This window comes from Kitasatospora sp. GAS204B, from assembly GCF_029892155.1.
Lineage (GTDB): Bacteria > Actinomycetota > Actinomycetes > Streptomycetales > Streptomycetaceae > Kitasatospora.
In genome coordinates this window covers 79,282-91,715 of the sequence record NZ_JARZAG010000023.1, presented here as the reverse complement: position 1 = coordinate 91,715, position 12,434 = coordinate 79,282, and the positions used below count along the sequence as shown (strand labels likewise).

At 73.3% G+C, this 12,434-nt stretch carries 14 protein-coding genes; 6 read left to right on the top strand and 8 right to left on the bottom strand.

Annotation, left to right across the window (positions count from 1 at the left end; translation table 11 throughout):
* Nucleotides 1-56: 56 nt before the first annotated feature.
* Nucleotides 57-410 carry a (2Fe-2S) ferredoxin domain-containing protein gene (locus tag P3T41_RS27440; protein ID WP_280693249.1) on the bottom strand — a complete coding sequence of 118 codons (354 nt, stop codon included), beginning with the start codon at nucleotides 408-410 and terminating at the stop codon, nucleotides 57-59.
* Between the two features lie 189 nt (nucleotides 411-599).
* Between P3T41_RS27440 and P3T41_RS27435 the strand changes: the two genes are divergently transcribed.
* Complete coding sequence (locus tag P3T41_RS27435) at nucleotides 600-1,040, top strand: metalloregulator ArsR/SmtB family transcription factor (RefSeq protein ID WP_280693197.1); 441 nt, start codon at nucleotides 600-602, stop codon at nucleotides 1,038-1,040.
* Nucleotides 1,041-1,047: 7 nt separating this feature from the next.
* Here the strand turns inward: P3T41_RS27435 and P3T41_RS27430 are convergent, their stop codons facing one another.
* Together P3T41_RS27430 and P3T41_RS27425 are read right to left on the bottom strand one after the other, a co-directional pair.
* Entirely contained in the window at nucleotides 1,048-1,305 is a 258-nt protein-coding gene (locus tag P3T41_RS27430) for a hypothetical protein (protein WP_280693196.1), read from the bottom strand.
* A 182-nt stretch (nucleotides 1,306-1,487) separates the two neighbouring features.
* Complete coding sequence (locus P3T41_RS27425) at nucleotides 1,488-2,609, bottom strand: Gfo/Idh/MocA family oxidoreductase (protein ID WP_280693195.1); 1,122 nt, start codon at nucleotides 2,607-2,609, stop codon at nucleotides 1,488-1,490.
* A gap of 105 nt (nucleotides 2,610-2,714) precedes the next feature.
* Between P3T41_RS27425 and P3T41_RS27420 the strand changes: the two genes are divergently transcribed.
* Together P3T41_RS27420 and P3T41_RS27415 are read left to right on the top strand one after the other, a co-directional pair.
* Nucleotides 2,715-3,359, top strand: coding sequence for a TetR/AcrR family transcriptional regulator (locus P3T41_RS27420; protein WP_280693194.1), 645 nt, complete (start codon nucleotides 2,715-2,717; stop codon nucleotides 3,357-3,359).
* A gap of 94 nt (nucleotides 3,360-3,453) precedes the next feature.
* Nucleotides 3,454-4,047, top strand: a complete 594-nt coding sequence (locus P3T41_RS27415) for a maleylpyruvate isomerase N-terminal domain-containing protein (RefSeq protein WP_280693193.1) — start codon at nucleotides 3,454-3,456, stop codon at nucleotides 4,045-4,047.
* Nucleotides 4,048-4,056: 9 nt separating this feature from the next.
* On the opposite strand, the gene P3T41_RS27410 is transcribed toward P3T41_RS27415, so the two are convergent.
* Together P3T41_RS27410 and P3T41_RS27405 are read right to left on the bottom strand one after the other, a co-directional pair.
* Nucleotides 4,057-4,467, bottom strand: coding sequence for a DUF4259 domain-containing protein (locus P3T41_RS27410; protein WP_280693192.1), 411 nt, complete (start codon nucleotides 4,465-4,467; stop codon nucleotides 4,057-4,059).
* Nucleotides 4,468-4,604: 137 nt separating this feature from the next.
* Nucleotides 4,605-5,858 carry a saccharopine dehydrogenase NADP-binding domain-containing protein gene (locus tag P3T41_RS27405; protein WP_280693191.1) on the bottom strand — a complete coding sequence of 418 codons (1,254 nt, stop codon included), beginning with the start codon at nucleotides 5,856-5,858 and terminating at the stop codon, nucleotides 4,605-4,607.
* A gap of 455 nt (nucleotides 5,859-6,313) precedes the next feature.
* Between P3T41_RS27405 and P3T41_RS27400 the strand changes: the two genes are divergently transcribed.
* A complete protein-coding gene (locus P3T41_RS27400) occupies nucleotides 6,314-7,282 on the top strand; it encodes a hypothetical protein (RefSeq protein ID WP_280693190.1) in 969 nt (322 codons plus the stop codon).
* 84 nt (nucleotides 7,283-7,366) lie between these two features.
* Here P3T41_RS27400 and P3T41_RS27395 read toward each other — a convergent pair whose 3' ends face one another.
* Complete coding sequence (locus P3T41_RS27395; RefSeq protein WP_280693189.1) at nucleotides 7,367-8,425, bottom strand: PHP domain-containing protein; 1,059 nt, start codon at nucleotides 8,423-8,425, stop codon at nucleotides 7,367-7,369.
* Between the two features lie 73 nt (nucleotides 8,426-8,498).
* Here P3T41_RS27395 and ligD point away from each other — a divergent pair, with 73 nt between their 5' ends.
* Nucleotides 8,499-9,395, top strand: coding sequence for a non-homologous end-joining DNA ligase (gene ligD, locus P3T41_RS27390; RefSeq protein ID WP_280693188.1), 897 nt, complete (start codon nucleotides 8,499-8,501; stop codon nucleotides 9,393-9,395).
* Between the two features lie 33 nt (nucleotides 9,396-9,428).
* Here ligD and P3T41_RS27385 read toward each other — a convergent pair whose 3' ends face one another.
* Nucleotides 9,429-10,529 carry a Ku protein gene (locus tag P3T41_RS27385; RefSeq protein ID WP_280693187.1) on the bottom strand — a complete coding sequence of 367 codons (1,101 nt, stop codon included), beginning with the start codon at nucleotides 10,527-10,529 and terminating at the stop codon, nucleotides 9,429-9,431.
* A gap of 216 nt (nucleotides 10,530-10,745) precedes the next feature.
* Here P3T41_RS27385 and P3T41_RS27380 point away from each other — a divergent pair, with 216 nt between their 5' ends.
* Nucleotides 10,746-11,534 carry a helical backbone metal receptor gene (locus P3T41_RS27380; protein ID WP_280693186.1) on the top strand — a complete coding sequence of 263 codons (789 nt, stop codon included), beginning with the start codon at nucleotides 10,746-10,748 and terminating at the stop codon, nucleotides 11,532-11,534.
* Here the strand turns inward: P3T41_RS27380 and P3T41_RS27375 are convergent.
* The gene (locus P3T41_RS27375; protein WP_280693185.1) at nucleotides 11,531-12,283 is read right to left on the bottom strand and encodes a (2Fe-2S)-binding protein; all 753 of its coding nucleotides are present in this window, start codon (nucleotides 12,281-12,283) and stop codon (nucleotides 11,531-11,533) included. The two genes, P3T41_RS27380 and P3T41_RS27375, sit on opposite strands and share 4 nt — an antisense overlap.
* Nucleotides 12,284-12,434: the final 151 nt, after the last annotated feature.

Below are 12,434 nucleotides of genomic sequence, written 5' to 3'. Positions count from 1 at the left end.
CCGGACCGGCCGCGTCACGCGGGCAGCTGACCGCCCGTCAGCCCTGCAGCGACTCCCTAACTCTCCAGTGACTCCCTGATCCGCCGCGAGGGGCTGAAGGAGTAGAGGTCGAGAATCTCGGGCGGGTCGACCAGGCCGGGCCCGCCCGCCGCCACCCAGGCGGTGATGTCGCGGGCCGCGTCCTCGTCGTTGACGAAGCCCAGCCAGACCGGGCGCCCACCGGCCCGGCGACCCTGCGGTGAGGGCTGTATGACGATCACGTTCGCGCGGTCGCAGGCATCCAGGCAGCCGACCGGTCGCACCTCGGCGACCCCGGCCAGGCTGGCGCGCAGGCCGGTGAACTGGGCGGCGTGGTCGATCCCGGGCACCTTCGGCGTGCCGCAGCAGCAGCCCCGGCAGACGCTCACCAGGCAGCGCGCCGCGCCCCTGCTTCCCGCACCGACGCCCGCTGCCGTCCGGTCCCCACTGGCCTTGGTGCCCTTGGTGCCCCGGTCACCACGATCAACACGCCGCTTGCTCACGTCGGCACCGTCTCCCCACTCGCCACGCCCAGGATTACATGAACAGATGTTCATGTACCCATCAGTATGATGGACGCCATGGGTCATGGAGCCGTCACCCCCGCCGAGAGCACCATCCCGCGCGCCCGCCTGGACGCGGCCAACGCCGCCAAGGTCGCGGCCACCCTCCAGGCGCTGGCCACCCCGTCCCGACTGCTGATCCTCGCCCGGCTGCGCGAAGGCTCCTGCGCGGCCACCGAACTCGCCAACGAGGTGGGGCTGGAGCAGTCGGCCTGCTCGCACCAGCTACGCCTGCTGCGCAACCTCGGCCTGGTGGTCGGGCGGCGCCACGGCCGCTCGATCGTCTACGCGCTCCACGACGACCACGTCGCCGCGCTGCTCGACCAGGCCGTCTACCACGTCGAGCACCTGCGCCTGGGCCTCACCGACGCCACGGCCCAGGCCGACGCGGACGGCCAGCTCGACGCGGACGTCCGGATCGACGCGGAGGCCGAGCTCAGCGCCGCTCCGCACGAGTGACCCGCGGTCAACGGCGGCGCCAGCGCCCCTTGCGCACCCGGCTCCAGAACCAGCCGGCCGGCGGCCGGTCGGACCGCCACGGCTGCGGCTCCGGTGGCTCCCGCTGCCACCGCGCGGCCAGCATCCGCGCCCGGCCGGAGGGCTCGACCACCGGCGCCGAGCGCACGAACGCCTCGTCCAGCCGCACCGCGTCCCAGTCGTCCGTCGCCCCCGACTCGCTCCCGGGTCCGTCGGCCGGCTCGGACGGTATGTCCGCGCTGCTCATCGACCCACCACCCGTCCTGCTCGACACTCCCGCCTCATCGGGCGGCCCGCTCTGGTCAACGTGCGACCGTCCACGGCAGTGCCCGCGGCGGGGCAGGGCATGGCGCGGTCCGTGCCACCTTCAACACGGCCCCCGCGACTCGCGGCGATGGCCCGCGACCGACCGTAGCCCGGCGCGCGGGCCTACACCACCTGCCGAGTCCCCGTGGCGTCCGAGCGCCGCACCGCGTCGAGCAGGCGGTGCAAGCGCAGGCCCGCCGCGAAGTCCGGCACCGTGCGCTCGCCGCTGCGCAGGTCGGCGGCGAACTGGGCGTACTGCTGGGCGACATGGTGGCCCTGGTCGCCCACCGATGCCGGATCCACCGTGAAGTACTTCGCCGGGATCGGCAGTTCGGCCAACGAGCCACCCACGCCGCGAGCCCCGAGCAGGCGCAGCTCGCCGACCTGGATGCCCATCGGGGCACCCGGCCCGGCGGAGACCAGCGCGAGGTCGCCCTTGCTGCCGGAGATCTCCAGTCGCGTCCGCGGCTCGACGCCCTTCCCATCGTGGATGTGCGCGGAGAGCACCGCGCCGCCGGCCAGCGTCGCGTTCAGCAGCAGCTGGTCGGGGCTGTTGACCTCGACCGGCTCTCCGGTCTCGGCGATCCGGTAGGAGCCGCGCCGCACGGCGAGCGTCGCGGAGAGCCGCTCGATGCCGCCGAGCAGGTGCTGGACCGCGTCCAGCGTGTGGCCGCCCGCCACCTCGAGCGTCCCAGCGCCGTTCGCCCGGTCCAGGGTGTAGGCCATCCACGCGGGCATCGTCTCGCCGGCCCCCTTGGCGCGCGCCTCGTAGAGGGTGGCCGAGCCGATCTCACCGAGGTAGCCGTCGGCGATCAGCTCCCGCGCGTAGCCGAGCGCGGGCGCGTAGCGGGCCTGCAGGCCGACCGCGTGGTGGACACCTGCGACAGCGGCCGCGGCGGTGAGGCGTTCGGCCTGCGCCGTGGTGCGGGTCAGCGGCCACTCGCAGAGAACGTGCTTGCCGGCCGCCAGGGCCGCCTCCACCAGCTCCAGGTGCGCGGGCACCTTGACGGTGACGACCACCAGGTCGACCTCGGGGTGCTCGGCGAGCTCGCGCGGATCGGCGAAGGCGTGCGGGACGCCGAAGTGGTCCGCGGCCACGCGGGCGCTCTCGATCCGGCTGGTGCCCACCGCGGTGATCTCGTAGTCGGGCAGCGCACGCAGCGCGGGGATGTGCGCGCGCATCGCCCAACCCTGTCGCGGGTTCACGCCGATGATGCCGACCCGGATCTTCTGTCGCGCCGTCATGTGCAGACTCCTCCCGTAAAACGGACAAGACTTGTCCGCTTCAGTTGCCTGGCTGGACTCTAGCCAACCGGACAGGGTTGGTCCAGTTATTGCTAGGATCGGGCCATGAGCAGCCCGACCCACGCCGTCGACCGCCTGACCGCCGACCCGACGGGCCGTCAACCCCGGGCCGACGCACGGCGCAACGTGGAGCGACTGGTGGCGGCCGCCCGGACGGCCATCGCCGAACTCGGCGTGACGGCCTCCGCCCATGAGATCGCCGCCCGAGCCGGTGTCGGGGTCGGCACCTTCTACCGGCGGATCCCGTCGCGCGAGGCGTTGCTACTGGCCGTGCTCGAGGAGGTGCTGGGCGAGATCATCGCCCTCGCCGACCGCGCCCTCGCCGAGCCCGACCCCTGGCAGGGGCTGTGCGACTTCGCGGCCGGCTACGTGGGGCTGCGGACCGAGAGCTGCGGCATCTGCGAAGCGCTCGGCGGCGTCTTCGGCGAGGCCTTGGACGACACGCTGGCCGTCCTGCGCGAGCGGTTCCGCTTCCTGGTGGAACGCGCCCAGTCGGCCGGCGTGCTGCGCACCGACCTCACCTGGCAGGACGTCGCGTTCCTGCTCGCCTCGATCACCGCCGCCGACCACACCCTGGGCCTGCGGGCAACCGACGACCAGCGCCACCGCACCCTGCGGGTCCTGCTCGACGGGCTGCGCAGCACCGCGCCCGCCGCATCCATCGCGGCCCCGGACTGCGTGCCGAACTGATCCACCGTCAGAGTCTGCCGTCCAGCCGGTGCGACGGGGCTGGGCAGCCGATATGGCGTTGCCCTCGGTCGGCCACCGCTGCGAGGATCGGCCGATGGAGAAGATCACCGGACAGCCCGGGCCGACCGGCCGCGACGTCGACCTCGCCGTGGCGGAGTCGGTCCGCGCGCTCGCACCGCGGGTGGACGCGGACTGGCAGGTGCCGGCCGGCACGCTGGAGTGGAGTTGCGCGGCGACCGCGGCGCACATCTCGCATGATCTGGTGGCGTATGCCGGGCAGTTGACGGCCCGGCCGACCGACTCCTATCTGCCGTTCGACCTGGAGGTGCACCCTGGGGCCTCTCCGCGCGAGCTGCTGGCGGTGGTGCGCGCCTGCGGTGGGATGCTGAGCAGCGCGCTGGACGCTGCGGACCCGGCGGATCGGGCGTGGCACTGGGGGCCGACCGACCCGACCGGCTTCGCCGCGATGGGCGTGGCCGAGATCCTGCTGCACACCCATGACATCGCCCAGGGTCTGCGGATCGACTGGCGGCCGCCGGCGGACCTGTGCGCCAAGGTGCTCACCCGGCTCTTCCCCGCCGCGCCGCCCGGGGACCCGGTCGAGGTGCTGCTCTGGTCCACCGGGCGCGGCCAGCTCGGTGACCGGGAGCCGCTCACCAGCTGGGTCTGGAAGGCGGCGGCAAGGTAGCCGCCGGCGTCAGCGGGCGACCCCGTCGAGCACCGCGCGCAGCCGGGCCAGCCGTTCTCGCCAGCGGGACTCCTCGCCGGAATCCCCCCAGAGCTCGGCGAGTTCGCTCCCCGGCCCGGTCACCCGGTCCAGCGCCTGGAGCGCGAGCCCGTCGAACTCCGGCCCGAGCACCTGGATCGGGGCCCTCGGCGCATAGGCCGGATCGATCGGCTCGCCGCCACGGCGCTGAGCGGCGACCAGGGCCGCGGCGGCCACCGCCTCCTCGGCCTCGTCGCTCTCCAGGTAGCGGTCGGCGGCGATCGCCAGCTCCAGCACCGCCCGCAGCAGGCCGGGCCGCTCGGCGAGCGCGGCCGCGTCGAGCCGACCGGAGAAGTCCGCTGCGGTGTCGTTGTCGAAGGGGCCGATGTCCCAGGTGCCCATGGCTGCGCTCCTAACCGAGCGATTGTTCGAATGGCTGCCACCAGCGTGGCACCTACCACTGACAATCGATCGCGGAGCACGCCGACCGGATACCGGTCACCGCGGCCCAGGAGCGTCTCGCCCGATCCGCCCCGGAGTCACCTCACCCGGCCCGGCGCGTCGGCCGGCGGCTTGACCAGGACCGTGAACCGGATCCCCGCCGCGCGCAGCCGCTCGATCAGCGCCTCCCCCATGGCGGCGGCCGGCGTCACCTGCCCCGCCGTCGCCGGCAGGTCGTCGAAGGCGAGGCTGAGCGCGGACTCGGCCAGCATCTTCGCCGTCTCGGTGTAGCCGGGATCACCGCCGCTGATCTCGGTCCAGATCCGCGCCCCGGCGCTCTCGGCGACGAACCTGACGGTGAACCAGGACTTCGCCCGCTCCGCCGCGCTCGGGCCCTCGCCCGGCTTGCGCAGCGCGGACAGCCACCGGCGCAGCGCCGGCAGTTGGGCCGCCGCCACCAGCAGCGCGATGCCCACGCTGCCGCCGAGCGCGACCGGCAGGCGCTTGACGGCGGCGTAGTGGCCGTAGCGGAAGTCGGGCCCGTAGACGGGCAGCGCGGCGGCCGAGCGGCCCACGACCTGCGCGTCGATGGTGGGCAGCGGCCAGGCCCAGGCCCGTGCGTCGTCGGACCAGCGCGGCCGGTCCGGCGAGGTGCGGATCCGCCGCCCCGCCGGGCGCTCCTCCACGGCCCGCCGCTCGCGGGCGGCCTGGGCGGTGGCGCGCGGGCGGGAGAACGCGGTCAGCGCCGAGGCGAAGGTACCGCCCGAGAAGGTGCCGCCGGCCCGCACGAAGCCGCGTACCGCGACCGGCGCGTCCTTGGTGCCGGCCGGCAGCCGGCCCAGGGTGAAGAGCACGCCGAGGTCGTGCGGAATCGAGTCGAAGCCGCAGGAATGCACCAACCGGGCGCCGCTGGCCTTGGCCTGCTCGTGGTAGCGGACGTACATCCGGTCCACGAACTCGGGCTCGCCGGTCAGGTCGACGTAGTCGGTGCCGGCCTCGGCGCAGGCGGCCACCAGCGGCTCGCCGTAGCGCAGGTAGGGGCCGACGGTGGAGATCACCACCCGGGCCGCACCGGCCACCTCACGCAGCGCCGTCCGGTCGGCGGCGTCGGCGACCAGCAGCGGCAGGTCGGCGAGTTCGGGGCGACCGGCGGCCAGCGAGCGCCGCACCTCGGTCAGCCTGTCGAGGCTGCGGCCGGCCAGCGCCCAGCGGCAGCCTTCGGGCACGACGCGCGCGAGGTACTCGGCGGTCAGCCGCCCGGTGAAACCGGTGGCGCCGAAGAGGACCAGGTCGTAGGGGCGCCCGGTGTCGGCGGCAGTGCCGGTGCCCGGGGCGGGCGAGTCGCTGTCCATGCTGATCCCTACTGGCCGGTAGACGGGGCGCCCACGCTAGGGACCGGATCGGCGGGGTGTCAACGACACGGACCGACACCGATCGTCCCCATCACTCCGCATTGCGCGCATTCCCTCCCAGGAAGGCCGCATACCGGCCCGCCCCGGTCAACTGTTCGCCAAATCTGCCAACTGTCGCTTCTCATAGCCTTGCTGACGGTCAACCGATTTGCTTTGATGAGCATCGGTCAAACGGCCTTCCGGAAGCAGCCTCCCGACACCCCCCAAGCGTCGGCCTTCGGTACACCGGACCCGCCCGGACCACCGCTCGTGCGCGGCCGCCCGCCACTGCGACGCGACGCGCACCGGTGCACGCCCAGCACCTGCACCGGTCCCTCCCGACCCGACGATCTCGGCCGGCCGACGACCGGATGTGCTGCCCCTTTTGTCCCCCACCGCACCAAAAGGAGCCAGGGATGCGCGACTCGCGCGAACACCGTACCCCCACCACCAGCCGGTCCCGGCGACTGCGGCACCTCGCCGCGGTTTCCGCGCTCGCCATCGGCGGCCTGGTCGGCAGCGCCACCAGCAGCAGCGCCGCACCCGCCGTGGCCGACCCGAGCGTGCACCTGGTGCGCACCCACGGCCAGGTGATGAGCGTTCAGACGCACGGGCGACACGGCGTGGTCCCGATGCGTGGCGCCGGCGCCAAGGCCACCCGGGCGGCGCACCCCGCGCCCGCCGCCAGCAACCTCATCTACAACGGCGGTCCGGTCCAGCACCAGGTGACCGTCTACCTGGTGTTCTGGGGTAACCAGTGGGACAGTGACGGCAACGGCGTCCAGCAGTACGAGACCAATCTGTTCAGCGGCCTGGGCACCTCGCAGGACACCTGGTCCACCGTCACCTCCCAGTACACCGACAACAGCGGTGCCGGCCCGTCCTTCAACGGCGCCGTCCTCGGTGGCACCTGGGTCGACGACTCGGGCGCCGCGCCGGCCGCGGCCCAGCAGGCCGACATCGCCGCCGAGGCCAATGTCGGCGCCCAGCACTTCGGTGCCTCCGGCCCCGACGTGCAGATCGTGGTGATGAGCCCGAGCGGCACCTCACCCGACGGCTTCCCCAACTCCGGCTTCTGCGCCTGGCACGACTACAACGGCAGCGTCTCCTACACCAACATGCCGTACGTGCTCGACGCGGGCTCGGGCTGCGGCGCCAGCTCGGTCTCCAGCCAGCTCGACGGGTTCAGCATCGTCGAGGGCCACGAGTACGCCGAGTCGATGACCGACCCGCAGCCCTCCAGCGGCTGGGTCGCCTCGGACGGTGAGGAGAACGGCGACCTGTGCGCCTGGCAGAACCTCGCTGCGGTCTCGCTGCCGACCGGCTCGTTCGCCATGCAGCCGACCTGGAGCAACGCGGCCGGCGGCTGCGCGATCTCCGGCTGACGTTTCCACCTGACCCCGAGTCAGTTCGCTGACCAGTCACGGGAGGGCCCGCTACCGGCCCCTCCCGTGACTGGCACGCGCCGGCTACGGTCGCTGTCCCGTACGGGTCCAGGCCAGCAACTGGTCCACCGTCCAGGTGGTGATCACCCGCTCCGGCGGCACCCCGGCCGCGGCGGCGCGGGCGCACCCGTACTCCTGCCAGGTGAGTTGGCCGGGTGCGTGGGCGTCCGTGTCCAACGCGAAGAGGCAGCCCGCCTGTTCGGCCTGCCGCAGCAGGCGGCCGGGCGGATCCAGGCGCTCGGGGCGGCAGTTGATCTCCACCGCGGTCCGGTGCTCGACGCAGGCCGCGAACACCCGCGCCGCGTCGAACTCGGACTCGGGGCGCTGCTTTCCGCCGACCAGCCGACCGGTGCAGTGGCCCAGCACATCGACCAGCGGATTGGCGACGGCCGCCAGCAGGCGCTGGGTCATCGGGCCCGCCGCCATCCGCAGCTTGGAGTGGACGGAGGCGACCACCACGTCCAACTCGGCCAGCAGCCCGTCCTCCTGGTCGAGCGAACCGTCGTCCAGGATGTCGCACTCGATCCCGGTCAGCAGCCGGAACGGCGCCAGCCGCCGGTTCAACTCGGCCACCACGTCCAGCTGTTCGCGCAACCGTTCGGCGCTCAGGCCGCGCGCCACGGTCAGCCGCGGCGAGTGGTCGGTGAGCACCGCCCAGTCGTGGCCGAGGTCGCGGGCGGTGCGGGCCATCAGCTCGATCGGGCTGCCGCCGTCCGACCAGTCGGAGTGCAGGTGGCAGTCCCCGCGCAGGGCGGTGCGCAGCGCGGCGCCCGGCCCGTCCAGCTCGGCCAGCGGGGTGCGGGCGCGCTGTTCGAGCTCGGCGAGGTAGTCGGGCGTGCGGCCGGCCCGGACCTCGGCGACCACGGCCGCGGTGACCGGGCCGAGACCGGGAAGCGCAGCCAGTCCTGCCGTGGTGCGCGGCAACTCGCCATGGTGTGCGCGCAGCGTCGCGGCCGCCTTGCGGAAGGCCTGGACCCGGTACGGGGAGGCCTGCTCGCGCTCCAGCAGGAAGGCGATCCGCTCCAGCGCCGCGATCGGGTCCGTCAGCAACGTCGGGTCCGTCGGGTCCGTCGGGTCCGTCACCCGCCCATCATCGACCGGCCCCACCCGCGCGCCGCCCGCGACTCGCCGAGCCCGGACTGCCACCATCTCAGGCATGCCCGACCCCACCGCCACCGTCACCGAGGTGGCCGGCCGCCGCCTGCGACTGACCCACCTGGACCGGGTGCTCTACCCCCGCACCGGCTTCGCCAAGGCCGCGCTGCTGCGGTACTACACGCTCGTCGCGCCCGCGATGCTGCCGCACCTGGCCGGGCGGCCCGCCAGCTTCCTGCGGCTGCCCGAAGGGGTCGAGGGCCAGCGGTTCTGGGCCAAGCGGGTGCCACCGGGCGCGCCCGGCTGGGTGACCACGCTCGATGTGACGCACCGTCAGGAGACCATGCGGCAGACCGTGGTGGACGATCTGCCGACGCTGCTCTGGGCCGCGAACCTGGGGTGTCTGGAGTTCCACGTCCCGCAGTGGCGCGGGGACCCAGCGACGCATGACCGGCTGATCATCGATCTGGACCCCGGGGACGGCGCCGGGGTGGTCGAGTGCTGCGTCGTGGCCCTGGCCGCGCGCGAACTGCTGACGGCCGACGGTCTGCGCTGCTGGCCCAAGACCACCGGCAGCAAAGGACTGCATCTGACCGTGCCGCTGCTCGACACGCCGGCCGAACGGGTGTCGGCGTACGCTCGCGAGCTGGCCCGGCGGCTGCGCCAGGCCCTGCCGGACCTGGTGGTGGACCAGATGGCCAAGCAGTTGCGGCCCGGGCGGGTCTTCGTGGACTGGTCGCAAAACAACAGCGCGAAGACCACGGTGGCGGCGTACTCGCTGCGGGCCCGTCCGGAGCCGACCGTCTCGACCCCGCTGGAGTGGCCCGAGGTGGCGGGCTGCCGCCGGGCCGAGCAGCTGGTCTTCACCGCCGACGCGGTCGCCGAGCGGGTGCGGGCCGCCGGCGACCTGCACGCGGGAGTGACCGATCCGGCGCAGGCGGTCGCGCTGCCGGGGTGAGGGGCGCTCGGGGGACGCGGCAGCGGCGGCCGATCAGGAGACCGCGCGCAGCCGGTGCTTCTTGGCCGGCTCGGCCTGCGAGCCATGCAGCGCCGCGAGCAGCTGGTCGCGCGTCATCGACGAGCGCCCCGTGACGCCCTGCTCGGTGGCCAGCCGGTACAGCTCGGCCTTGCTCAGCTCGGCCAGGTCGGCGGGCTCGGCGGGCTCGGCGGGCTGCTCGGCCTGCGGTCGCTCCACCGATTTCGCCGACGATTTCGCCGACGGCTTCGCTGTGGGTTTCGCTGCGGGTTTCGCTGACGGTTTGGCTGCGGGTTTCGCCGCCCGCGCCTGGTTCGCCGAGCCCTCGCCGTCGCCGCCGGCCTGCTGCAGGCTGCGTTCCAGCACCGCCATCAGGTCCACCACGTTCGTCGTCTCCGGTGCGGGCGCGGCACTGACCACCTCCTCGCCGGCCAGCTTCGCCTCGACCAGCTCGCGCACCTGCTCGGTGTAGGTGTCGCGGTACTCCTCCGGCTTCCACTGCGCGCTGAGCATCTCGATCAGCTGGCGGGCCGCCGCCAGCTCCTTCTCCGACGGCTCGGCGGGCGCCTGCGGCAGGTTGTCGATCTCCCGGTGCGGGTCGCGCACCTCCTCGGCGTAGTGCATGGTCTGCAGCACCAGCACCTCGCCCTCCACCCGCACGGCCGCCAGGTACTGCTTGCCGCGCATCACGAAGGTGGCCAGCCCCGCCCGGTTGGTGTCCGCGAGCGCCCGGTGCAGCAGCCCGTAGACCTTGCCGTACTCCTTGCCGCGCGGGCCCAGGTAGTAGGTCTTGTCGAAGTAGATCGGGTCGACCTCGGCCAGGTCCACGAAGCCGCTGATCTCGATCGACTTGGACCGGCCGGGCGAGATCTGCTCCAGCTCGACCGGGTCCAGCACCACGTACTCGCCCTCGGCCAGCTCGAAGCCCTTGACCACGTCGCGGTACTCGACCTCCTCGCCGGTACGCTCGTTGACCCGCTGGTTGCGCACCCGGTCGGAGGTGCCGCGCTGGAGCTGCCGGAAGTGCACGGAGTGGTCCTCGGTGGCCGAGTACAGGCCCACCGGTACAGCGACCAGTCCGAAGCTCAGCGTGCCTGTCCAGATGGGTCTGGCCATCGCCACCACCTCCTCGCCGAGTTTTCAAGTATTTCACCCGCCGGTACGGGGTGCCGCGCGGCGGCGTGCCGGCCATGGGTGTGCTGAGCCGGTGATCGGGCATCGTACGATCGCTGGGCCGGAGCAGACGGCTGGGACGGAGGGGACGAGCGTGACCGAGGCACCGCCGGACGCCACGAGCGACCGCGTCTTCACCACCGTTCCCGGGACGAAGCGATGACGCCCCGCACGGTGTACGACGACCAGGGTCGGCCGGTGCGCCTCGGGTCGTCGGTGCGGCGGGTCGTCTCGCTGGTTCCCTCGCTCACCGAGGCGGTCGCGGTGAGCTCCCCGGGACTGCTGGTCGGCGCGACCGACTGGTGCAGCCACCCGGCCGGGCTGGCCGCGACCCGGATCGGGGGCACCAAGAACCCGGATCTCGACGCGATCCGCGCGCTCGCCCCCGATCTGGTGATCGCCAACGAGGAGGAGAACCGGCTGCCCGATCTGGACGCCCTGCGCGCGGCGGGGATCGCGGTGTACGTGACCGAGATCCGCACGCTCGACGCCGCGTTCAGCTCGCTCGACCGCCTGCTGACCGAGGCCTGCGGACTGACCGCGCCCGCCTGGCTGGCCGAGGCGCGGGCCGCCTGGCAGCAGCTGCCGGCCCCGACTCGGTTGCGCAGCGCGGTGGTTCCGATCTGGCGGCGGCCGTGGATGGTGCTCGGCCGGGACACCTTCGCCGGCGACCTGCTGCGCCGGCTGGGCATCCGCCAGCTCCACGCCGACCACGCCGACCGGTACCCGGCCATCGCGCTATCCGAACTGCTGTCCAGCGGAGCCGAGTTGGTGGTGCTGCCGGACGAGCCGTACCGGTTCGGGGCGACGGACGGCCCGGAGGCGTTCCCCGGCATCCCGGCGGCGCTGCTGAGTGGTCGTCACCTCACCTGGTACGGACCGTCCTTGGTCGAGGCACCAGTGCTGCTCGCCGACCAGCTGCGCGCCGCCCGGCTGCACACGCCTTAGCCCTCCAGGCGGCGCAGCCGTTCCGCGTCGCAGGTGCGCGGGCAGGTCAGGCAGGCCTCGTCCGGACGCAGCGCGTAGTAGAGGCAGCAGCCGAGCCGCGTCCGGGTCAGGTGCTCGCGTCCGGTAGCGCCCACCAGACGGCGGAAGTGTGCGCCGCCCGGCAGCGGCGCGGTGCCGCCCGGCAGCAGTTGTTCTGCCCGCGCCACCGCGTCCTGCTCACGGCCGAGCATCCGGCCCAGGTACCAGAGGCCGGAGACCAGATCGTCCGTCACCATCCCCCACAGCGCGTGCGAGCCTCGCCTGGCGACCGGCTGGAAGGCCGCCAGCACGGGCGCCGCGTGCGCGGCGACGACGGCCCGCAGTCCGGCGGGTGACGCGTCCTCGTGCTCGCCGCCGGGGCGGAACGCCAGCTCGCCGGTCCGCGCGTCGAGCCACACCCGGTCCGGCAGCAGCTCCGGCACCACCCCGGTCAGATACCAGGGCCCGCCGACGAGCAGGCAGGCCGACCAGAGGTAGTGGTGCAGCAGCCGCGCCGCCGCCACGTGGGGCGGCATCCGGCGGCCGTGCTCGGCGTGGATCCGCCGGACCTCTCCCTCGATCAGTTCGGGCATCCGGCCAGCGAAGTCCGTTGCCGCGATCCACTGCTGACGGTCGATCAACTCACCGTCCACCAGCAGCCGGACGCGCAGCGCGGGGCAGTGCTCGCTCAGTCGGCGATAGGTGTCCGGCAGCGGTGGCGCCTCGGGCATCGCGGCAACTCCCTGTCAGATTCAGTACCTCGTGAGTAAGGTAAGGCTCACCTTATACGGCTCGCTGTATGCAAGCGGACCATTCTTCGCGAAACCGGCATCCGAGACTTGACGAACTTAGGTTTGCCTAACCTAATATCGATCTCGTGCT